Below are 21,372 nucleotides of genomic sequence, written 5' to 3' on the forward strand. Positions count from 1 at the left end.
TTTTTTTGCCATGCTTCCGGTCGGCCCGTGACCTCTGGTCAGGAGGTCTTGACCTTGATCGAGCCGTCCTTGATGCCCTGCTCGGCCTTCTTCAGGGCGGCCTGGAGGTCGGCGTTGTTCTTGAACACCGGGTTGGAGTCGGCGAGACCGACGCCACCGTTGGCGAGGCTGCCGCGGACCTCACCGGTCAGCGGCTTCTTGTCCTTGATGACGGACTTGGCGAGCTCGTACACCGAACCGGAGACGTTCTTGAGCGCCGAGGTGAGGATGTAGCTCTTGTACGACGCCAGAGCGCCCTGGCTGTACTGGTCGGAGTCGACGCCGATCGCCCACACCTTGTGCGTGGCGGCGGCCTTGATGACACCCTGGCCGGACAGACCGGCCGCGTGGTAGAGGACGTCCGCGCCGGCGTCGATCTGACCGTTAGCGGCGTTCTCGCCCTTGTCGGGGCTGGAGAAGCCGCCCTCCTGCGCCGTCTGCGTCAGGAACTGCGACTCGACCTTGATCTTCGGGTTGACCGACTTGGCGCCCTGGACGAAGCCCGCCTCAAACTTGTGGATGAGCGGGACGTCCACGCCGCCGATGAAGCCGATGTGGTTCTTCTTGGTCACCTTGGCGGCGGTGACACCGGCGAGGTAGGAGGACTCCTCCTCGTGGAAGACCATGTCGGCCACGTTCTTCTTCTGGACGGTGCTGTCGTCGATGATGCCGAAGGTGACGTTCGGGTACTTGGCGGCGGCGGCGTTGACGGCGGGGGCGTAGGCGAAGCCGACGCCGATCACCGGGTTGTAGCCGGACTTGGCCAGCGTCTCCAGGCGCTGCACCTTGTCGGCGTCGGACTCGTTGTCCTGCGGCTCGACGTCACGGCCGCCGACACCGAACTCCTTCTCGGCCTTCTGGAGACCCGCGTAGGCAGCGTCGTTGAAGGACTGGTCGCCCTTGCCGCCGACGTCGTAGGCGAGGCCGATGCCCTTGCTCTTGCCGCCACCGGCCGACTCGGTGGACGAACTGCCGCAGGCGGATACGGTGACGGCGAGGGCTGCGGTCGCAACCCCGGCAACGGCGATACGGGACACCCGGCGCATGGAACGAGACTCCTTTGTGCAAGCGCCCATACCAGGCGCTGGTTCCGCGGCAGCGTAACGCGCGTAGACCATACGGAAAACCCCTTCTGTCCGGTCCGTTATCGAGATGTGGCCACAGACACAGGGGCAAGTTACGGAGCGCGGTGCGGCGCTTGCGAGTGGCAAGGAGAAGCGGCATCTGGGGGAGTGGTGGGGCTCCTGGTGTGAACGTGAGAGGGGGGAATGAAGAGGCCGATGTGACCCCTGGCTCGGAGGCGATCAGGGCTCCCGCGACGCGGCGGACGGGCATCGGGTTCGCCGGTCGCCAGCCCCCCTTCCCAGCGTGCGTCTGCCACGGGTCCCGGCGCGCCGGCGGCCGGACCGGGGGGCGGGGCACCTGGCGGCGCGGCGGACCGCATTGGGACGGCCCGGCGGGGCGGCGGCGCGGCGGCGCGCACCCGGACGGCCCGGCGGACCGAGGCACGCCCGGACGCCCCGGCGGACCGCAGGCCGCTCGCCCGCACCCGTGTCCCGCCCCGCGCAGCGCTCCGCCCCGCCGGATGAGGTCCGGCGGGGCGGAGGTGCCGACGGCGCTCAGTGCTCCCGGCCGAGGCGCGCCGGAGTCGGCCGAAGAGATGGCGTCACTGTGCGTTGACGGTGACCTTGCCGTCGATGATGTCCTGCTTGGCCTTGTCGACCGCCGTGACGACGTCCTTCATGGCCTGGTACTTCGGGTTGGAGTCGGCGAAGCCCACGCCACCCGACTTGAGGTCGCCCCGCTGCTCGCCGCTCAGCGGCTTGCCGTCGACGACCGACTTGGTCAGGTCGTACACGGCGCCGCCGACGTTCTTCAGGGCCGAGCCGAGGACGTAGTCCTTGTACTTGGCCAGGGCGCTCTGCTGGTACTGGTCGGAGTCGACGCCGATCGCCCACACCTTGTGGTCGGCGGCGGCCTGGATCACGCCCTGACCGGACAGACCGGCGGCGTGGTAGATGACGTCGGCGCCCGCCTCGATCTGGCCGTTGGCCGCGTCCTTCCCCTTGTCGGGGCTGGAGAAGCCGCCCTCCTGGGGGGTCTGGGTCAGGAACTGCGACTCGATCTTGATCTTGGGGTTGACGGACTTGGCGCCCTGGACGAAGCCCGCCTGGAACTTGTGGATGAGAGGGATGTCGACGCCGCCGATGAACCCGATGTGGTTCTTCTTGGTCGCCTTCGCCGCGGCGACACCGGCCAGGTACGAGGACTGCTCCTCGTGGAAGACCAGGTCGGCGACGTTGCTCGCCTTGACCGTGTCGTCGTCGATGATGCCGAAGGTGATCTTCGGGTACTTGGCCGCGACCTCCTTGACGGCGGGCGCGTAGACGAAGCCGACCCCGATGATCGGGTTGTAGCCGGCCTTGGCGAGCTGCTCCAGGCGCTGCACCTTGTCGGCGCTGGACTCGCCGTCCTGCGGCTCGATGTCCCGGCCGCCGATCTTGAACTCCTTCTCGGCCTTCTCGAAACCGGCGAACGCGGCGTCGTTGAAGGACTGGTCGCCCTTGCCGCCGATGTCGTAGGCCAGGCCTATGCCCTTGCCCGAGTAGCCGGACGAGTTCTTGCCCGAGCCGTTCGAGGAGTCGGTGCTGGACTTGCCGCACCCGGCGGCCGCGAGGGCGACGACCGCGACGGCCACCGCAGCTTGGGAGAACCTCGTCCTCCGAGAGATCAGACGCACAGCAAGCACCCCTTCGTCCCCACGGCACCGTCGCCGGTCCGCTTCCCCAATGCGCCGCCACCGCAGCGATTTCGGCGCACAGTAACGCGCGTAGAAGGGGAGGGGAACGGGATTCCTCCCGGCCGTTATCGATTCGTGCCGACATCGGGTTACGTTTCCGCACCGTCCGTTACGGACGGGTCACGCAAGCGGACGAAGGGGGCGAACCGGGGCGCCCCTTTCGGCCATCGGGAAGCCCCCGCGCGAGCCCGTCCTCCCGGCGCTCCGGCCCGGCATTCCGACCCAGCGCTCCGGCCCAGCGCTGCGCGTCCAGCGCTCCGGCCCAGCGCTGCGCGTCCAGCGCTCCGGCCTAGCGTTCGGCGTCCAGCAGCGCGGCCGCCGTGAACAGCTCCACCCCCACCGTGATCGCGTGCTCGTCCACGTCGAAGTCGCCCTGGTGGAGGTCGCGGACGGTCCGCTCGCCCGGCGGGCGCACACCGAGGCGGGCCATGGCGCCGGGCACATGCTCCAGGTACCAGGAGAAGTCCTCGCCGCCGAGGCTCTGTTGGGTGTCCTCGACGGAGTGGACACCGCGGCGTGCGGCCATGGCGTCGTGCAGGAGTTCGGTGACGGCCATGTCGTTGACGACCGGCGGCACTCCGCGCACGTAGTTGATCTCGGACTTCGCCCGGTACAGGTTCGCGATCTCGTCGATCGACGCGTGGACGACGTCGGGCGCGTGCCGCCAGGTCTCGAGGTCCAGGCAGCGCACGGTCCCGGCGAGTTCGGCGTGCTGCGGAATGACGTTGCAGGCGTGCCCGGACTCGATCCTGCCCCAGGTGACGGAGAGCCCGCTGCGCGCGTCGACGCGGCGGGCGACCAGGAACGGCACATCGGTCGCGACGCGCGCGACGGCCGTGACGAGGTCGGTGGTGAGGTGGGGGCGCGCGGTGTGGCCGCCCGCGCCGGCGAGGGTGACTTCCAGCCGGTCGCAGGCGGAGGTGATGGGACCGTGTCGCAGCCCGATGCGCCCCGCGTCGACCCTCGGGTCACAGTGCACGGCGATGATCCGTCCGACCCCGTCGAGCGCGCCGGACGCGATCGCGTCGGTGGCACCGCCCGGGAGGACCTCCTCGGCGGCCTGGAAGATCAGCCGCACCGGCCGCGGCAGTTTGCCCTGCCGGTGCAGCTCGGCGAGGACGAGTCCGGCCCCGAGCACGACCGTGGTGTGAACGTCGTGCCCGCAGGCGTGGGCGCGGTCGGGCACGGTGGACCGGTAGGCGCAGTCGGTCTTGGTGTCGGGGATGGGCAGCGCGTCGATGTCTCCGCGCAGCGCGAGGATCGGGCGTACGCCGTCCGGGTCGCCGATGTCACAGATGAGCCCGGTGCCGGCGGGGAGCACACGCGGCGCGAGCCCTGCCTGCTCCAGGCGGGCCTTGATCGCGGCGGTGGTGCGGAACTCCTGGTTGCCGAGTTCCGGGTGCATGTGCAGGTCGCGGCGGAAGGCCACGAGCTCGGCCCGCAGCAACTCGGGCAGGGTGCCGGGGAGCACACTGTCCCCGGGGTGATCGGCCTCGGACTCTCGGGACATCAATTGGTTCACCCTTTGAAGGGTAGGGCGATCGGGCGGCGTCTCTCTCCACGATCAACAAAACTTCAGTCCGTCAGGGGAAGAAAAACTGGCCGCACGCCGCATAGCCGGCTGGGACGATGGGTACACTCGCCCGTCTTTCGGGACGACGGGATCGTGGAGGAGGCCGAGAACGGGTCCGCCGGGGTGACCGGAGAGCCGTCCCGGCGCCGCCGACGGCGCCCGGTGATCCCTGACCGGGATCGCTCGCGTGTCGGAGCGTCCCGCGGGGAAACGCTCGGGGAGCCCCGTCCGTTCCCTCCGCCAGGGGTATCACGCCGTCCTCTCCTCCCTCCGGCACACCGCCGGGCCACCTCCTACGGGTACCCCGCCGCGCCGCCGTCTCCCGCCCCGGTGACGAGCGGATGAACCCTGGGAAGCAACCCCCGGCGCGCCCGCCCCAGTGGGTAGCGTGCGTCAGCGTGAACGCCGAGGAACCGGATTTCCTGCGCACCGCCCGGGCGTCGTACGACGCCATGGCCCCCGACTACGCCGCCCGTGTGCCCGACGGCCTGGCGACCCGGCCCCTGGACCGCGCCCTGGTGACGGCCTTCGCGGATCTGGTCCGGGAGAACGGTCCCGCGCCCGTCGCCGACCTCGGCTGCGGCCTTGGCCATGTCACGGCGCGGCTGGACGCCCTGGGTGTCCCCGTGTTCGGCGTCGACCTGTCCCCGCGCATGGTGGCCCTGGCCCGCCGCACCCACCCGGAGCTGCGGTTCCACGTCGGGACCGTGACGGCCCTGGATCTGCCGCCGGAGACGCTGGGCGGCATCGCCGCGCTCGATGTGGTCGGCCATGTGCCGACGGAGCACCTGCTGCCGGTGTTCACCGAGTTCCAGCGGATCCTCGTGCCCGGCGGCCAGGTCCTGCTGGGCTTCCGGGCGGGTACGGACGACCGCACCCACCTCACCGAACGGTTCGGGCACGACATCGAGCTGGACGACTACTGGCACGCCCCGGACACGGTCATCGGGCGGCTGGCGGAGGCCGGTCTGCTGGTCCACGCGCGTACGCTCCTGGACCCGGACGAGGACGGCAAGCGCGACCGGGTGTTCCTGCTGGCGCGCAAGCCGTCGGCCGGTCAGCAGAGGCGGCCCCCCGCATAGACCGCCGGTCCGCCGAACCGCCCGCCACGTCGCCAGCCGTCCGCCGAACCGTCCGCCACGTCGCCAGCCGTCCGCCGGTCGGCCGAAGCGGCCCCCCGCACGGCCCGCCGTCCACCGGTCAGCCCAAGCGGCCGTGACGGTCTCCCCGGTGGGGCGGGGTCAGGTGGACTTGATGGTGAAGTTCGCGCCGGCCTTCGAGTACACCGTCGAGGAGCCGGTGTAGAAGGCGTGCATGGTGTGCCTGCCGCGGCTCAGCCTGGGCAGGGTGACGGTCACCTTGCCGCCGCTCAGCGTGCCGGTGGCGATGACCCGGGACCGGGACGTCCTTGACGGCCACGACGGCGCCGTCCGAACCGGTCAGCGTGACGCGGTAGTCGGTGACCGGGAGGCCGGTGGCGGCCGGGGCGGTCCAGTTCAGCTTGAGGCTCGCGTCGCCGGGGGTGGCCTTCAGGCCGGGCGCGGCGGGCGTCGAGAGGTCGAGGCCCGTCTCCTCCAGGCCGCCGAGCTCGGCGTGCCGGGCCGGGTTGACGGAGCCGTTGTACGGCTCGTTCCTACGCCCACCTCGCCGAACGCGGGGAATCCGCCGGGCCCATCGCCGACAGCCGGTCCACGTCCCGCGCCGTCCCGGTCACGCCCGAGAGGAAGCCCTGCGCCCGCGGCGAGGCCCCGTGCGTCAGCCATGCCGGGTCGATGTCGCACACCGCGACGCGCACCTCCGTGCCGACGAGCGCCAGGGGGAGGGTGTGTACGACCGTCGAGGGGAAGCTGAGGATCGTACGGCCGATGGGGCCGCGACGGGCGATCAGTTCCAGGGGGAGCTCCGGGCGGACCACCTCCAGGCCCGTCTCGGTCGCCAACTGGTGGAGTTTCTCCGTGCTTTCGCGGCGGTGGGCGAAGTAGCGCCGTGCGCCGTGCGCGGCGGCCAGGGCGCGGACCGCCTCCAGATAGCGCTCGCCGTCCACCACGCCCGTCTCGACCAGGGAGGTGCCCACCAGGTCCGCGCCCTTGGTCAGGCGCGGCGGGCCGAAGCGGGCCCGGGTCCAGGCGAAGTCGTTCGCGGTGACCGTCACCCCGGCCGGGGTCTCGTCGATCGGCATCGACGAGAAGACCTCCACCGCGCGCTGTGTGCTCGGCGTCAGCCGGCGCCGCGCCGACGCCGACACCGGCGCGAAGAGCAGGTCACGGGCGCCCGGACGGCCGCCCTTGCGGTGCCAGCGCACCAGACGCTCGCCGCGGGCGAGCTGGGCGACGAACTCCATGGTCGCCGTGCCGTCGTCCACCACCACGAGTTCACGGGCCCGGGTGATGGTCAGCAGCAGCTGGACGTAGCGGGAGAAGGGGTCCCCCATCACGACGCGGTGCGCCCTGCGCAGCAGCGGGGCGAGGCCACCGACCGTCCGGAAAGGCGCGGTCGTGCCGCCCCGCGCCTCCTCCCAGCGGACCTCGTATCCCTCGTCGCGGGCCAGTTCCGCCATGCGGCGCAGCTGTCCGCGGGTCATCGGGTCGGTGGGCGACAGCACCACGAGAGTGAGCCCCGCGCGCGCCGTACGGCCGGGGGGCCGGGCGCCGGACCCGCCGGGCGCGGTGCCCTGCGCGCCGGCCGACCCCGGGCCGTTCGCCGACGTGCGCCCCGCGCCGGGCCGCGGGCCGCCCTGCGCGGGGATCGCCGCCCCGCGCTCGGGCGCACCGCTCTCCTTCGTACGGAGCGCGTGTGCGTGTGCCCACTCCAGGACGTTCAGGAGCTGGACCGGGCTCTCGACGAAGGCGAGCGTGTGCTGGCCGGCGGATCCGGCGCGGGGGCTCATCGGCGTACGACCGTCCCGTAAGGTGCTCAGACCGAAACCGGCTCGCCGGCGGCCGCGGCGATCTCCGCCTCGGCGACCACGCCGGCGACGCGGCGCAGCTTCTTCATCGGGCCGAGCTCCGAGTCGTAGACCTTCTTCACGCCGTCGCCGAGGGACGCCTCGATGGTGCGGATGTCGCGGACCAGGCGCTGAAGACCCTGCGGCTCCACCGAAGCGGCCTGGTCCGAGCCCCACATGGCGCGGTCGAGGGTGATGTGACGCTCGACGAAGGTCGCCCCGAGCGCGACCGCGGCGAGGGTGGTCTGCAGGCCCGTCTCGTGGCCGGAGTAGCCGATCGGGACGTTCGGGTACTCCTTCTCCAGCGTGTTGATGACGCGGAGGTTGAGCTCCTCGGCCTTCGCCGGGTACGTCGACGTCGCGTGGCAGAGCAGGATGTTGTCGGAGCCGAGGACCTCGACCGCGTGGCGGATCTGCTTCGGGGTCGACATGCCCGTGGAGAGGATGATCGCGCGGCCGGTGGCGCGCAGCGCCTTCAGCAGCTCGTCGTCGGTGAGGGACGCGGAGGCGACCTTGTGGGCCGGGACGTCGAACTTCTCGAGGAAGGCGACGGCCTCGGTGTCCCACGGGGACGCGAACCAGTCGATGCCCTTCTCCTTGCAGTACTCGTCGATCTGACGGTACTCGTCCTCACCGAACTCCACGCGGTGGCGGTAGTCGATGTAGGTCATCCGGCCCCAGGGGGTGTCGCGCTCGATGTCCCACTGGTCGCGCGGGGTGCAGATCTCGGGGGTGCGCTTCTGGAACTTGACGGCGTCACAGCCGGCCTCGGCGGCCACGTCGATCAGCTTGAAGGCGTTCTCCAGCTCACCGTTGTGGTTGATGCCGATCTCGCCGCAGACGTAGACGGGCTTGCCCGGGCCGACCTCACGGGTACCGAACGTGCGCAGACGGGAGTTGCTGCTCATGGCAGGTGATTCCTTACTTGTCGAGGGAGTCGAGAGAGGGGCCGAGGATCCAGCTGGCGATCTCTCGGATCGCGCCGTCACCGCCCGGGACGGTGGTGACCGCGCGTGCGGCGCCGCGCACGACGTCGTGGGCGCTCGCGACCGCCACGGGCCAGCCGACGAGGGCGAAGCACGGGAGGTCGTTGACGTCGTTGCCGACGTAGAGCACGCGCTCAGGCGCGATGCCCTGCTCCTCGCACCACTGCTTCAGTGCGAGGTCCTTCCGGTCGATGCCGTGCAGGACCGGGATCTTGAGCTTCCGGGCCCGTGCGGCGACGACCGGGTTCTGCTCCGTGGACAGGATCAGCATCGTCAGGCCGCTGCGACGCAGCGCGGCGATGCCGAGGCCGTCCCCGCGGTGCACGGAGACGAACTCGCGTCCGTCGGAGTCGATCAGCACCCTGTCGTCGGTCTGGGTGCCGTCGAAGTCGAGTACGACCGCGTCGATGTCGGCGCGGGTCGGGAGCGAACCGGGCCGGTGCGCGTCGAAGAGCGGCGCGAGGGCGCGGGCGCGGGCCAGGTCGTGGGGGTCGTCGATCTCCAGCACGCGGGCCGGGTCGGTGCGCACGAGTTCGGTGCGGCCGAAGAAGCGGTGCCGGTGCTCGCGCAGCCCGGCCGCGTCCATCGCGTACGCGGCACCGGTCTCCAGGAGGTCCTGGGGCCGGTCCTGGCGGCGCGGCCGGAAGGACTTGTCGTGGTTGACGCCGTAGCCGCCGTCGGTGGCCGTGGAGTCGGCGACCCTGGTGGCCCCTCCCGCGGGCTTCGGCCGGGGGGACGCCCAGGTCGCCTCGCCCGCCTCGCCGGAGCGCTGGGAGCCGATGACGGGGGCGGGCTCGTCGGCCGCGTCGCGCCAGATGAAGCCGTGGAAGGGGGCCACGGTCAGCGCCGTGTCCGCGCCGTTCTCGACGACCGCGGCGGCCACCCCGTCGATGTCCTCACGGACGAGGAAGGGGCTGGTGCACTGGACCAGCAGCACCACGTCCACGGGCGAGCCGTGCAGCGCCTCGTGGGCGTCCATGGCGTGCAGGACCGCGTCCTCGGAGGTGGCGGTGTCGCCGGCGATGGCGGCGGGACGCAGCACGACCTCGGCACCGGCCTCGCGGGCGGCGGCGGCGATCGCCTGGTCGTCGGTGGAGACCACGACGTCGGTGACGAGCCGGGAGGCCCGGCACTCGCGGACCGCGCGGGCGACCAGCGGGACACCGCCGACCGGGGCGAGGTTCTTCGCGGGCACACCCTTGGAGCCGCCGCGGGCGGGAATCACCGCGAGCACGCGGCGCACCGGCGCCGCCTGTCCCGCTTCCGGGTTGGACATGGGTTCAGCTCCTTGGAGTCCTTGGTGTGGGATCCGCTCGTTCACAGCTCCCCCATCCGTCGGATCACGGGCGCCACGCGCTGCACTCCGTGGCGGTAGGCGCCGCGCGCGGCGCGGCGCACGATCTGGCGCACGGGGCTCGGCGCCTTGTCGGCGGCGGGCGCGCCGGGCAGCGGGCTGCCGTCCGGGGCGAGGTGGTGGCGGGCGAGGACGCCGGGCAGATAGCCGGGCGCGGTGACGGGCGTGTAGTAGGGCGCGAGGGGCGGGAGTTCACCGGCGGCGAGCAGCTCGGTGATGCGCCGGCGCGCCTCGTCGAAGGCGGTCGCGTACGACCCGTCCGCGGCGACGCCCTGCCGGGCCACCCACTCCGCGTCCGGCACGGGCTCGTGCCCCGCGTCGAGCTGGTCCCAGGAGGCGAGGCAGCCCGAGCCCACGAAGTGGTGGTTGCCGAGCGCCTCCCGCACCCCGAGGTCGGTGAGCACGACGGTGGGGATACGGCGGTGCAGCGACTCCAGGGCGGCCGTCGAGCTGACGGTGACCAGCAGGTCCGTGTGGTCGAGTACCTCGCCCATGTTCCCGTACACCAGGCGGAAGTTGGCCGGCAGCTCCTCCTTCTGGGCCAGCTTCTGGTACGGCAGCTCCTCGATGTGCGTGGTGTGCTCGCCCGGCTTGGAGCGGAGCTTGAGCAGCACCTCGCGCTCGGGGTGCCGGCGCGCGTGCCGGATCAGGCGGTCCAGCAGGTAGGCACGGTCCTTGCGGCTCTCGGGCACGGAGGGCTGTGCGGCGAAGACGACCGTGTAGGGGTCCTTCTTCTCGTAGGCGGCGCCCCCGAGGAAGGGCAGCGCCACCTCGGTGACCGACGTGGCATCGGCGCCCACCCCTTCGTACACCGCCCGGAAACGCTCGGCGTCCTGGCGGGAGTTGGCGAGCACGAGGTCCGCGCCGTGCCGCAGCAGCAGGCCGTCGGCGAGCTTCTCGTAGACGACCCCGACGTAGCCGGTGACGACCACGGGGCGCCGTGCGCGCCCCTGCCAGGCGTGGGCGAGCCCGTGCAGCATCGCCTGGACACCGCCGCCGACGAGGGCGAGCACGAGGACGTCGTAGCTCTCCTTCGTCATCTCGCGCAGGAATTCGACGGCGGTCACCTCGCGGAGGGAGTCCGCGCGGACGCCGACCTCTTCGAGCTGGCGGGCGGTGGGGGTGGCACGGCCCCTCAGGAGGAAGCCGTCAAGCCGAATGTCCGAATCGACCGTTTCAGGCGATTCGCTGGATTCGGTGAATTCCGTCGGTGTGATACGGCTCGCGGTGAGCGCGCCCCACTTCCACCGGCTGTCGGAATCGGCTAGGACGGCGACCCGAAGGGACTTCGCGGTACTTGCTGGCACGTCGAAGACGCTAGGAAGCGATTCCGATGCCCAGCCCAACCGGAATCCAACAAAGGGTTAACAGCAGACCGCCGAATGGCGAATCGGGGCGCGAATCGCATACGAAACAGCTGGGTTCACTGTTCCGCCACGCGTCGTTCACCTGACATCAAGCCGCCGGTCAAGACGAATGCCGGGCCGCCGCCTAACGTCACAGGGGTGGTCAAGCTCTCCGTCATCGTGCCGTTCTACAACGTGCAGCAATACGCGCCAGACACCCTGAAGAGCCTGCGTGCGAACGCGCGTGAGGACTTCGAATTCATTCTCGTCGACGACTGCTCGCGCGACGAGACGCCGGACATCCTCGCGCGCGCCGAGCGCGAGCTGCCCGGCGCGGTGTACGTCCGCCACGAGAAGAACGGAGGGCTGGCCACCGCGCGCAACACCGGGATCGACAAGGCGCGCGGCGAGTACCTCACGTTCCTCGACGGGGACGACTGGCTCGCCCCCGGCTACTACCCCCAACTGGTCTCGGCAATCGAGGAGTTGGGCTGCGACTTCATCCGCACCGACCATGTCCAGTGCACCGCCCGGGCGCGCGCCATCCACCGGGTGCCCAACGGCCGGCGCGGTGTCGTGATGAACCCGCGCGACGCCATCCTGCCCGCCGACCGCTCCACCTCCGTCGACTACGCGTACGCGTGGGCGGGCGTCTACCACCGCCGACTCGTCGACCGCGGTCTGCTCCACTTCACCGACGGGCTGCGCACGGCGGAGGACCGGCCGTGGATCTGGAAGCTGCACCGGGAGGCGGAATCCTTCGCCACGGTGAGCCTGCTCGGCGTCTTCTACCGGCGCGGTGTCGCCTCCTCGCTCACCCAGATCGGCGATGTGCGCCAGCTGGACTTCATTCGTGCGTTCGACCAGGTGGTGGCCGAAACGGCCGAGGACCCGGACGCGGATAAACTCCTCCCCAAAGCCGTTCGCACATATTGCGCAATCATTTCCCATCATCTGGGATCCATCGAAAGGTTCGAGCCGGCGGTGGCACGGAAACTGAAGTCGATGAGTGCTGTCGCCCTGCGGCGCATGCCGCAGGACGTACTCGAGGAGGCCCTCGACTCCATGGACATCCAGCGGGCCTCGCGCCTGCGCCGGCTGCGCCGCCGCCCCGTCTCCCCGGGGGTGGCCGCGTGACGACGCAGATCTTCCTGGCGTCGACGCTGTACGGCACGGCGACCCTGGCCGCGGCGCTCGACAGCGACTGCTTCACACCCGCAGACCGGCGCATACTCCTCGTCTGCAACAACGCGGCGACACCCGAGACAACGCCCGGCCTGGACGAGATGCCCGGCTTCGAGCAGCTGCGCGACCGCTTCGACGACGTCGTCTCCTGGAACGAGACCATCTCCCCGTTCCACCCGGGCGGCTGGGCCCCGCGCCTGGACGACGTCCCGCTGTGGGAGCGGCACCTCAGGCTCGCCTGGAACCTCGGCGACGACGACATCGAACTGGCCGTCGAGTCGATCCAGGTCAACCCGGCGCTCGGCGTCTGCCAGATCTTCACCGGGGCGCCCGTCACGGTGTACGCGGACGGCCTGATGAGCTACGGCCCCACCCGCAACAAGATCGACCCGCTGGTCGGCACCCGCGTCGACCGTCTGCTCCACCTGGACCTGGTGCCGGGGCTGAAGCCGCTGCTGCTGACCGAGTTCGGGGTCGAGCCGGAGATCGTGTCGACGGACGCGTTCGCCAAGGTCCTCACCGAGCTGGAGAACACCGGTGACGGGCTGCCGTCCCCGGAATCGCCGACGCTGCTGCTCGGCCAGTACCTCTCCGCGCTCGGCATCCTGACCGCCGAGGAGGAGGAGGACCTCCACGTACGGATGCTGAAGGGCGCCGTCGCGCTCGGGCACACCCGTCTGGTGTTCAAGCCGCACCCCACGGCCCCTGCCCGCTGGTCGCGCATGCTGGAGAAGGAGGCGGAGAAGCTCGGCGCCGATCTGACGGTGCTCGACACCCCCGTCCTCGCCGAGGTCCTCTACCAGCGCATGCGTCCGGCGCTGGTCGTGGGCTGCTTCTCCACCGCGCTGCTGACCGCCTCCGCGCTCTACGGCCTCCCGGTCGCCCGTATCGGCACCGAGACCCTCCTGGAGCGCCTCACGCCGTACGAGAACAGCAACCGCGTCCCGGTCACGGTCGTCGACGCGCTGCTGCCCGAGCTGACCGACCACAAGGCGGTCACCGGCCGGCGCCAGGGCATGGACGTCGAGGCGCTCAACGCCCTCGTGCGCGCCGTGGGCTTCGCGATGCAGCCGAAGATCTACCCGGGTCTGCGCGCCGAGGCCGAGAGCTATCTGACCAAGCATCTCGGCCCCCACACCTGGCGGTACTTCAAGCGGCGGCGGCTCACCTCGCTGGCGCTGCCCGGCGGGATCCCCGTCCAGCTCGCGTTCATCCCGCGCAACGCCACCGTCCGCAAGGTCGCCCGCCGGGCCCGAGAGCTGCGCCGGGGCTCGGGCGCCAAGCGCTGAGGTGCACGGCCACGCCGTCCCCCCGTCCCTTCGCCGGGACGGGGGCGCCGTACCGCCCCTTCTCGACAGGAACGTTTCCGCCCGGGTGTCATGGACCGGAGCTCACCGGGTAGGCGCAGCGCGCCTGCCGTGTACCACCCCGTGACAGCACGTCCGCCATCTGCTGCCTCGCCGAGAGAGTCCGGCATGACCACGTCCGACCAGTCCATAGCCCCCAGCCCCGTCCAGGGCATACCGGCCCGGCCTCCCGCCGCCGACGTGCCCCCCGGGCCCGCCGCCCCCGTACGCCCCCGCTCCGGCGGATCCCGGCTGCGCGCCCTGGACGGGCTGCGGCTGGTGGCCGCGCTGATGGTGGCGGCCTACCACTACGGCGGCCGAGACGGGGAGGTCACCCAGGCCTGGGGCAGCTCACCCCGGCACCAGTTCCCCACCCTGCACTCCTTCTTCGCCTACGGCTGTCTGGGCGTGCAGGTGTTCTTCGTGATCAGCGGTTTCGTCATCTGCATGAGCGGCTGGGGGCGCCCCCTGCGCTCGTTCTTCGCCTCCCGCGCCTCCCGGCTGCTGCCCGCGTACTGGGCCGCGATCATCCTGGTGACGGCGGTGTTCGCGCTGCCGGTGGTGGCCTACCGGGCGGTCTCGCCGAGCGACGCGCTGCTGAACCTGACGCTGCTTCAGCAGCCGCTCGGTGTCGACCGCGTCCTCGGCGTCTGCTGGACCCTGTGGGCGGAGATACGGTTCTACGCCCTGTTCGCCCTGTGCATCGTGCTGCCGGGGGCGAACCGCCGCCGCGTGATCCTGTTCTGCGCCTGCTGGACCCTGGCGGCGGCGATCGCGCAGGGCGCCCATGAGCCGCTGCTGAACCTCGTCCTGATGCCGGAGTACGCGCCCTTCTTCATCGGCGGCATCGGCCTGTACTTGGTGCACCGCGACCGGCGCGACGCCTACGCATGGGGCATCGTGGGCGTGAGCTGGCTCATAGGCCAGCACTACGCGGTGGTGCGACTGTGGCACGGCCCGCACGCGCCCGGCTTCTCCTACCGCAGCGCCTTCGGCATCGTCCTGGTGGTCACCCTGGGCTTCCTCGCCGTCGCCGCGATCGGGCTGGGCCTGCTCGCCTGGGCGAACTGGCGCTGGCTGACGGTCGCGGGCGCGCTGACGTACCCGTTCTACCTCGTCCACGAACACCTGGGCTGGGTCGTCATCCACGCCCTGCACCAGGGGCTCGGGATCCCGTCCTACGGCACGTTCCTGCTGACGGTCGCCGCCATGCTGCTGCTGGCCTGGCTGCTCAACCGGTTCGTGGAGGAGCGGCTCACTCCGAAACTCCGCGCGGCCCTGAACCGGCCGCGGCCCGTCTGACCGGGTCCCGGAACCGGGCCGTGCTCGTCCGCCCGGAGGACTACGCGCTCGCCAGCGACAGCTTCACCGCGAAGCCCAGGAAGAGGGCCCCCGCGGCCGAGGTGGCCCCCGCCGACAGACGCTTGCGTCGGCGGAAGGCCGCCGCCAGGCGCGTACCGCTGAATATCAGCGCGGTCAGGTAGAGGAAGCTGGCGAGCTGTGCGAAGGCGCCGAGGACGACGAAGGAGAGCGCCGGGTAGGCGTACCCGGGGTCGACGAACTGCACGAAGAAGGCGACGAAGAAGAGGATCGCCTTGGGGTTGAACAGGCTGACCACCAGAGCGCGCCGGTAGGGCCGCTCCACGGCTGCCTTGGCCTCCGCGGCCGGGACCTCCTTCCCGCTCTCCTCCCGCCGGGTGCGCCACATCCCCCACGCGGCGCGCAGCATCCCGATCGCCAGCCACGTCAGATACCCGGCGCCGGCGTACTTCACGATCCCGAACAGCACGGCGTTCGCCTGGAGCAGCGAGGCGACTCCGGCCGCGGACAGCGTCATCAGCACGGTGTCCCCGCACCAGACCCCGGCCGCCGCGGTGTAGCCGGCGCGCACACCGCGCCGGGCGGCGACGGAGACGACGTAGAGGGAGTTGGGCCCGGGCAGGAGCACGATCAGGACGAGTCCTGCCAGATAGGTGGGGAGATCGATGACGCCGAACATGGAAAGGAGTGTCACACGGGGGTACGACACTCCGATGCCGGGTTCCGGGGGACGAGACGGTCAGCCGTCGAGGAGGGTGTCGACGGAGAGTTCGACACGAACGCCGACCGTCTCGGGCACGGGCACACTTTGGCCGCGCTTGAAGCTCTGTGGGGCGGGGTACTTGCCGTCGACCGGGTCGGTGTAGAGCAGCACGACGTCGTGCTTCCGGTCCGCTACGAGGTAGGCCGGGATGCCTGCCTGGGCGTAGCACTCGACCTTGGGGCCGAGGTCGTCGGACCAGTTCGACGACGTCACCTCGACGACCAGGCGGAAAACGTCGGGTGCGTAGCAGTTCTTCGTAACGTGGGCGTCGCGGAAGTCCTCCTCGACGATGGAGAAGTCGGGGATCGCGAAGTCCTCAGGCAGCGTGGGCAGCCACAGGCCGACGCCCTGAACGTACTCCCGGCCCGCCTCGACCACCCCTGCCCGATCGAATGCCCTGCCGAGCTTCGTCAACGACAGCGCATGCGAGCCGTCCGGCGGCGGTGTCACAGTGAGCCTCCCCTGCAGAATCTCCACGCGGTGCCCAGGCAGTGCACGGGAGAGCAGGTCGGCGGCCTCGCCCAACGTCAGCTCGTGTTGCAGTACAGCCACGGCGTCCTCCATTCGGGGCTCACTCTTCACGAGCGTAACCGGGGGCGGGCCGACTCCGCCCCCGTTCACCCATTCGAACGAATCGCCCAGATCAGAAGGCGTCGGAGGGGACGTAGGTCCCCCAGACCTCGCGCAGGGCGTTGCAGACCTCGCCGACGGTGGCGCGGGCCTTGAGGGCGTCCTTCATCGGGTAGAGGACGTTGTCCTCGCCCTGGGCGGCCTTCTTCAGGTCCGCGAGCGCGGTGTCCACGGCCTGCTGGTCGCGCTCGGCGCGCAGCTTGGCCAGGCGTTCGGCCTGCTGGGCCTCGATCGCGGGGTCGACGCGCAGCGGCTCGTAGGGCTCCTCCTCATCCAGCTGGAAGCGGTTGACGCCCACCACGACCCGCTCGCCCGCGTCCGTCTCCTGCGCGATGCGGTAGGCGTTGCGCTCGATCTCCGCCTTCTGGAAGCCGTGCTCGATCGCGTTGACGGCGCCGCCCAGGTCCTCGACCTTCGCCATCAGCTCCAGCGCCGCCGCCTCCACCTCGTCCGTCATCTTCTCGATCACATACGAACCCGCGAACGGATCCACCGTCGCCGTCACATCCGTCTCATACGCCAGAACCTGCTGCGTACGCAGAGCCAGCCGCGCGGACTTGTCCGTGGGCAGCGCGATCGCCTCGTCGAAGGAGTTCGTGTGCAGCGACTGCGTCCCGCCCAGCACCGCCGCCAGCCCCTGCACGGCGACCCGGACCAGATTCACCTCCGGCTGCTGCGCCGTCAGCTGCACCCCGGCCGTCTGGGTGTGGAACCGCAGCATCATCGACTTCGGATTCCTCGCCCCGAACTCCTCCCGCATCACCCGCGCCCAGATCCGCCGCGCCGCACGGAACTTGGCGACCTCCTCCAGGATCGTCGTCCGCGCCACGAAGAAGAACGACAGGCGCGGCGCGAAGTCGTCCACGTCCATCCCGGCCGCGACCGCGGTCCGCACATACTCGATCCCGTCCGCCAGCGTGAACGCGATCTCCTGCGCCGGCGACGCACCCGCCTCCGCCATGTGATAGCCCGAGATCGAAATCGTGTTCCACTTCGGGATCTCGGCCTTGCAGTACTTGAAGATGTCCGCGATCAGCCGCAGCGACGGCTTGGGCGGGAAAATGTACGTCCCACGTGCGATGTACTCCTTCAGCACGTCGTTCTGGATCGTGCCCGTCAGCCGGTCCGCACCGACCCCCTGCTCCTCCGCCACCAGTTGGTACAGCAGCAGCAGCAACGCCGCCGGAGCATTGATCGTCATCGACGTCGAGACCCTGTCCAGCGGAATCCCGCCGAACAGCACCCGCATGTCATCCACCGAGTCGATCGCCACACCCACCTTGCCGACCTCACCATGCGCGATCGGCGCATCGGAGTCATGACCCATCTGGGTGGGCAGGTCGAACGCCACCGACAGCCCCATCGTGCCGTTCGCGATCAACTGCTTGTACCGCGCGTTCGACTCCGTCGCCGTGCCGAAACCCGCGTACTGACGCATCGTCCACGGCCGGCCCGTGTACATGCTCGGATACACGCCACGTGTGAACGGATACGCCCCCGGCTCACCCAGCCTCTCCGCCGGATCCCAGCCCTCAAGGGCATCCGGCCCGTACACCGGCTCGATGGGCAGTCCGGACTCCGACTCGCGCGCCATGGTGTGTGCCTCCGCGTTGCTTCGTTGCTTCGATACTCGGCTTGGTGGCCTGGCTTCGGTTACTCGCCAGTACAGACGGCCCTCGCCACGGACTGTAGCGGCGGCCGTGCGCCCGGTGGAGAGCCGTCGGCTGGGACCTTGCTCACAACCATGCCCCTTGGTTCGGCGGGGGTCACGTAGGGGGAGCATCTCGGGGACACGGCGGGACACCGGAGAGCGGTGCGTCGACAGGGGTGGCCATGTGTACGGGGAGCGGGCATGCGTACTGAGCGCTTCGGACGGTTGTTCGCCGCAGTGGCCGGGGCGGCCCTGCTCACCGCGGTCGCCGGCTGCACGGCAGGCCCCGTAGGAGCGAACGGAGGCGACGGCAAGCGCCGTTCGCCGGTGCACATCGAGATCCCGCACACATCCTCCGGGCCCGGCGACCACGGCGCCGCTCCCGCCCCGAAGCCCTCGTCCGCCGCCCCGTGGGCGCGCGGGGACTCGGGCCTTCAGGTCCGCGAACTCCAGGCCCGCCTACGCCAGGTCGACTGGCTCTTCTACGGCCCCACGGGCACGTACGACGATCTCACCGAGAACGCCGTGAGGGGCTTCCAGGGCAAGCGGGGGCTGCCGCGGGCGGGCGAGGTCGACCCGGTCACCTGGCAGCGGCTGCTGAGAATGACACATGAGCCCAAGACCTGGGAGCTGTATCTGATGGGCGGACAGCCGGCCGCCGCGCCGGACCCGCGCTGCATGACGGGCCGGGTGCTGTGCATCAGCAAGAGGAGCCGGACGCTGCGCTGGATGATCGACGGACGGACGGTCTCGACGATGGCGGTCCGGTTCGGCACGCAGTACACCCCCACCCGAGAGGGTGTGTTCCGGATCTACTGGAAGTCGCGCCACCACGTGTCCACGCTCTACGACGCGCCGATGCCGTACGCGATGTTCTTCAGCGGTGGCCAGGCGGTGCACTACTCGTACGACTTCGCGGCGCGGGGATACGCCGGGGGCTCCCACGGATGCGTGAACGTACGGGACGAGGCGGCGATCGCGGCGCTGTTCTCCCAGGTGCGGACCGGCGACAAGGTCGTCGTGCACTGGTGAGGGGTCCGGCGGAAGAGTGTGGGGCGCGGGCGGGACCGGGGGAACGTGTCCCGCCCGCGCCGGTGCACCGAGCCGTGGGTACGGGGGGAACCCCGGCTCTGTGCGACGGCCGATGACCAGTCGGCTCACTCAGTACTGCGCCTCAGCGGCCGAAAGTGTCACACCGACATCGAAGAAAATTCAAAGAAACACGAAATCGCAGGTCAGCCGGGGTGTGGCGAGAGCGGGTCCGACACCTGGGGATGCGGAGTGCCGAACGGGTCGGCAACCAGACCATTGCCGCCCGGCCGTATGTGGTGGCCTTCCCCGTCACCGGCGCCGCCCTGGTCACCGCCGCCCGGGCCACCGCCCTCGCCGTCGCCGCCGGGGCCGTTCCCGTCCTTGCCGGACCCCTGCTCGTCGCCGTTGACCGTGCGGTCCTCGCCGCCGGCCAGCACGATCTTGCAGAAAGTCTTCACCCGGCCGCTGCCGCCGGCCGCGTCCCGCAGGTCGCGCAGCCGGTCCGCGCGCAGTTCCCTGCCGTCGGCCACGTCGCGGCAGGAGGAGCGCACGCCGGTCCACCAGTCCTGGGTGTGCCCGGCGGGGCGGTCGCCGGTGGGGCGGGCGGGGCGGGTCGCGGTGGAGACGCCGCCCGCCTCGTCGTGCGGGGAACCGCCCGGTAGGGACGGTCCGGCGGTGGCTTCCGGCGTCGGTGAACCGGGCCCCCCGGTCTCGGTCGTGCCGGGCGCCGGGGTGAGCAGCGGCTGCCGCGGCGATGTGGCGGCCGACACGGACACGGCGGGTACCGGTTCCTTGTCGAAGGGCGTCGGCAGGACTCCGGTTCCGGCCGCGACGGCGACTCCGCCGATCATTCCGGCGGCGGCCACGGCAGCCAGGCCGAAGCGCAGGGGGCGCGCCCAGCGGGCCCGCCGCCCGTTTGCAGCGGAACGTCCGAGGCGGACCAGCCCGGCGTCGGCGCCCCAGTGGGCGGCATGCGCGGGGTCGGGCCGGCCGAGCTCCGTCCGAGCCTGCTCCGCATCGCTGCGCGCGGCCCGGAAGGCGGCCAGCGCGGCGGCCTCGCCCGGCAGTTCCTCGCTGGTCGGCGGCAGTGTGGGGGCGAGTGCGGCAAGGGTTTCGGCAAGCGTTGCGGCGCCTTCGCGGGCGTCGTCGTCGACGGCGTCCAGCGGCTCTCCACGCAGCAGACGCTCCGCCGCGTCACTGTCCAGCCACCTGTACTGCTCGTCGGCCATCACATGTTCCTCTGCGTCCGCGAACGCGTATGCGTCACACCGGCGGAAGTCACCGCGCGCCTGCGCGGTGCCCGCTGGGGAGGCATGGCACCGAGCCCTCCGGCCGATTCCGGATCCACCTCCGGACCGGTGTCGGCAATCAGCTCCGCGAGCCGTTTGAGGCCCCGGTGGGCCGCCGTGCGGACGGCCCCCGGGCGCTTGCCGAGCGTCTCGGCGGCGGACTTGGCGTCGAGGCCCACGACCACCCGCAGCACCACGGCCTCCGCCTGGTCCTGAGGGAGTTGGGCGATGAGGGAGAGAGTGCGGCCGGTGGCCAGGGCCTCCATGGCCTCCCCCGCCGTGTCCGACTCGGCGGCCTTGCCGGTCAGTTCCGTCTCGTCCCCGCCGATAGCGGGGCGGCGCCCCCGCATCCGTATGTGGTCGAGCGCGCGGTTGCGGGCGATCCTGGCCGCCCAGCCGCGGAACCGGTCGGCATCGCCGCTGAACCGCTCCAGGTCGCGGGCGATCTGGAGCCACGCCTCGGAGGTGACGTCCTCGGCGTCCGGGTCGCCCACCAGCGTCCGCACGTATCCGAGCAGCCGTGGGTGCACGGCGCGATACACCGTCCGGAACGCGGTCTCGTCCCCCGACTGGGCCGCAAGCACCGCGGCCGTCAGCTCCGCGTCGTCCCCCAGCACCCGAACTGCCCCTCTGTGCGCCTCAGCCCGCACGCTCCCGCGGACCGGGCTCTCGCTGTCGTGATCGCTCATCGTTCGTTGCGGTCTGCGGCCGCCCGTGATGTGCGGCGGTCGGTCTCACCTGTTCTGCTGATCATCCGTGGTCGGCGCGAACGGCACGTTACGGCGTGAAACCGCTCCACGTCCATGTCCGCACGCGGCGCAACCAAGCCGTGACGCGGCGAGGTGTGACAGAAAACGCACCCACGACGCTGTAGAGAGTACGGGCCGCCGCGCGGCCCGTGCCGCGCGACGGCCGGGGCCTCTCCTGTGGGGGGTGGCGGCCCCGGTCGTTGCCATCGGCGCACCGTACCCCTACTTCTTCATACCGCGCGCGGGGTTCCCGGGGGACTTCCGGGGCTAGTCGGGCCCGGAAGACCTGGACGACTTGGGGGACTTTGCGGCTTTCGGGGGCTTCGCGGGTTTCGCCGCTTTCTTCGCCGCCTTGCCGGCCTTCT

General features: G+C 71.1%; 17 protein-coding genes. 5 read left to right on the forward strand and 12 right to left on the reverse strand.

Annotated elements, in window-relative coordinates:
- Positions 1-38 precede the first annotated feature (38 nt).
- The 3 genes from ABZ823_RS03525 to ABZ823_RS03535 form a co-directional block, all read right to left on the reverse strand.
- Positions 39-1,085: a BMP family ABC transporter substrate-binding protein gene (locus ABZ823_RS03525; RefSeq protein ID WP_361653219.1), complete on the reverse strand. Its 1,047-nt coding sequence runs from the start codon at positions 1,083-1,085 to the stop codon at positions 39-41.
- A 620-nt stretch (positions 1,086-1,705) separates the two neighbouring features.
- A complete protein-coding gene (locus ABZ823_RS03530) occupies positions 1,706-2,737 on the reverse strand; it encodes a BMP family ABC transporter substrate-binding protein (RefSeq protein ID WP_361653221.1) in 1,032 nt (343 codons plus the stop codon).
- Between the two features lie 391 nt (positions 2,738-3,128).
- On the reverse strand, positions 3,129-4,349 hold the full coding sequence (locus tag ABZ823_RS03535) for an amidohydrolase (protein WP_361653665.1): 1,221 nt from the start codon (positions 4,347-4,349) through the stop codon (positions 3,129-3,131).
- A gap of 461 nt (positions 4,350-4,810) precedes the next feature.
- Between ABZ823_RS03535 and ABZ823_RS03540 the strand changes: the two genes are divergently transcribed.
- Positions 4,811-5,494 carry a methyltransferase domain-containing protein gene (locus tag ABZ823_RS03540; protein ID WP_361653223.1) on the forward strand — a complete coding sequence of 228 codons (684 nt, stop codon included), beginning with the start codon at positions 4,811-4,813 and terminating at the stop codon, positions 5,492-5,494.
- A gap of 551 nt (positions 5,495-6,045) precedes the next feature.
- Here the strand turns inward: ABZ823_RS03540 and ABZ823_RS03545 are convergent.
- The 4 genes from ABZ823_RS03545 to ABZ823_RS03560 are packed head-to-tail and all read right to left on the reverse strand — an operon-like array spanning position 6,046 to position 11,003.
- Positions 6,046-7,299: a hypothetical protein gene (locus ABZ823_RS03545; protein WP_361653225.1), complete on the reverse strand. Its 1,254-nt coding sequence runs from the start codon at positions 7,297-7,299 to the stop codon at positions 6,046-6,048.
- A 26-nt stretch (positions 7,300-7,325) separates the two neighbouring features.
- Positions 7,326-8,264, reverse strand: a complete 939-nt coding sequence (locus tag ABZ823_RS03550) for an N-acetylneuraminate synthase family protein (RefSeq protein ID WP_361653227.1) — start codon at positions 8,262-8,264, stop codon at positions 7,326-7,328.
- A 13-nt stretch (positions 8,265-8,277) separates the two neighbouring features.
- Complete coding sequence (locus tag ABZ823_RS03555; RefSeq protein ID WP_361653229.1) at positions 8,278-9,618, reverse strand: N-acylneuraminate cytidylyltransferase; 1,341 nt, start codon at positions 9,616-9,618, stop codon at positions 8,278-8,280.
- Between the two features lie 41 nt (positions 9,619-9,659).
- Positions 9,660-11,003: a DUF6716 putative glycosyltransferase gene (locus ABZ823_RS03560; RefSeq protein WP_361653231.1), complete on the reverse strand. Its 1,344-nt coding sequence runs from the start codon at positions 11,001-11,003 to the stop codon at positions 9,660-9,662.
- Between the two features lie 198 nt (positions 11,004-11,201).
- Between ABZ823_RS03560 and ABZ823_RS03565 the strand changes: the two genes are divergently transcribed.
- From ABZ823_RS03565 to ABZ823_RS03575, 3 genes are all read left to right on the forward strand, one after another.
- The gene (locus ABZ823_RS03565; protein WP_361653233.1) at positions 11,202-12,179 is read left to right on the forward strand and encodes a glycosyltransferase family 2 protein; all 978 of its coding nucleotides are present in this window, start codon (positions 11,202-11,204) and stop codon (positions 12,177-12,179) included.
- Positions 12,176-13,516, forward strand: coding sequence for a polysialyltransferase family glycosyltransferase (locus ABZ823_RS03570; protein ID WP_361653235.1), 1,341 nt, complete (start codon positions 12,176-12,178; stop codon positions 13,514-13,516). The genes ABZ823_RS03565 and ABZ823_RS03570 overlap by 4 nt, the downstream gene beginning before the upstream one ends.
- A 186-nt stretch (positions 13,517-13,702) precedes the next feature.
- Positions 13,703-14,875 (forward strand): acyltransferase, encoded by a 1,173-nt coding sequence (locus ABZ823_RS03575; protein WP_361653237.1) that lies wholly within the window; start codon positions 13,703-13,705, stop codon positions 14,873-14,875.
- A 40-nt stretch (positions 14,876-14,915) separates the two neighbouring features.
- Here ABZ823_RS03575 and leuE read toward each other — a convergent pair whose 3' ends face one another.
- The 3 genes from leuE to ABZ823_RS03590 form a co-directional block, all read right to left on the reverse strand.
- The gene (leuE, locus tag ABZ823_RS03580) at positions 14,916-15,572 is read right to left on the reverse strand and encodes a leucine efflux protein LeuE (protein ID WP_361653239.1); all 657 of its coding nucleotides are present in this window, start codon (positions 15,570-15,572) and stop codon (positions 14,916-14,918) included.
- Positions 15,573-15,632: 60 nt separating this feature from the next.
- Entirely contained in the window at positions 15,633-16,208 is a 576-nt protein-coding gene (locus ABZ823_RS03585) for a Uma2 family endonuclease (RefSeq protein WP_361653241.1), read from the reverse strand.
- A 91-nt stretch (positions 16,209-16,299) separates the two neighbouring features.
- Positions 16,300-17,880 (reverse strand): methylmalonyl-CoA mutase family protein, encoded by a 1,581-nt coding sequence (locus ABZ823_RS03590; protein ID WP_361653243.1) that lies wholly within the window; start codon positions 17,878-17,880, stop codon positions 16,300-16,302.
- 258 nt (positions 17,881-18,138) lie between these two features.
- On the opposite strand from ABZ823_RS03590, the gene ABZ823_RS03595 reads away from it, so the two are divergent.
- Complete coding sequence (locus tag ABZ823_RS03595; protein WP_361653245.1) at positions 18,139-18,969, forward strand: L,D-transpeptidase family protein; 831 nt, start codon at positions 18,139-18,141, stop codon at positions 18,967-18,969.
- Between the two features lie 203 nt (positions 18,970-19,172).
- Here ABZ823_RS03595 and ABZ823_RS03600 read toward each other — a convergent pair whose 3' ends face one another.
- Positions 19,173-20,198, reverse strand: a complete 1,026-nt coding sequence (locus ABZ823_RS03600) for a hypothetical protein (RefSeq protein ID WP_361653247.1) — start codon at positions 20,196-20,198, stop codon at positions 19,173-19,175.
- Positions 20,198-20,875 (reverse strand): RNA polymerase sigma factor, encoded by a 678-nt coding sequence (locus ABZ823_RS03605; protein WP_361653249.1) that lies wholly within the window; start codon positions 20,873-20,875, stop codon positions 20,198-20,200. Before ABZ823_RS03605 ends, ABZ823_RS03600 begins: the two co-directional genes overlap by 1 nt.
- Positions 20,876-21,372 lie beyond the last annotated feature (497 nt).

Source organism: Streptomyces sp. NPDC047079 (genome assembly GCF_040643755.1).
Taxonomy (GTDB): Bacteria; Actinomycetota; Actinomycetes; order Streptomycetales; family Streptomycetaceae; genus Streptomyces.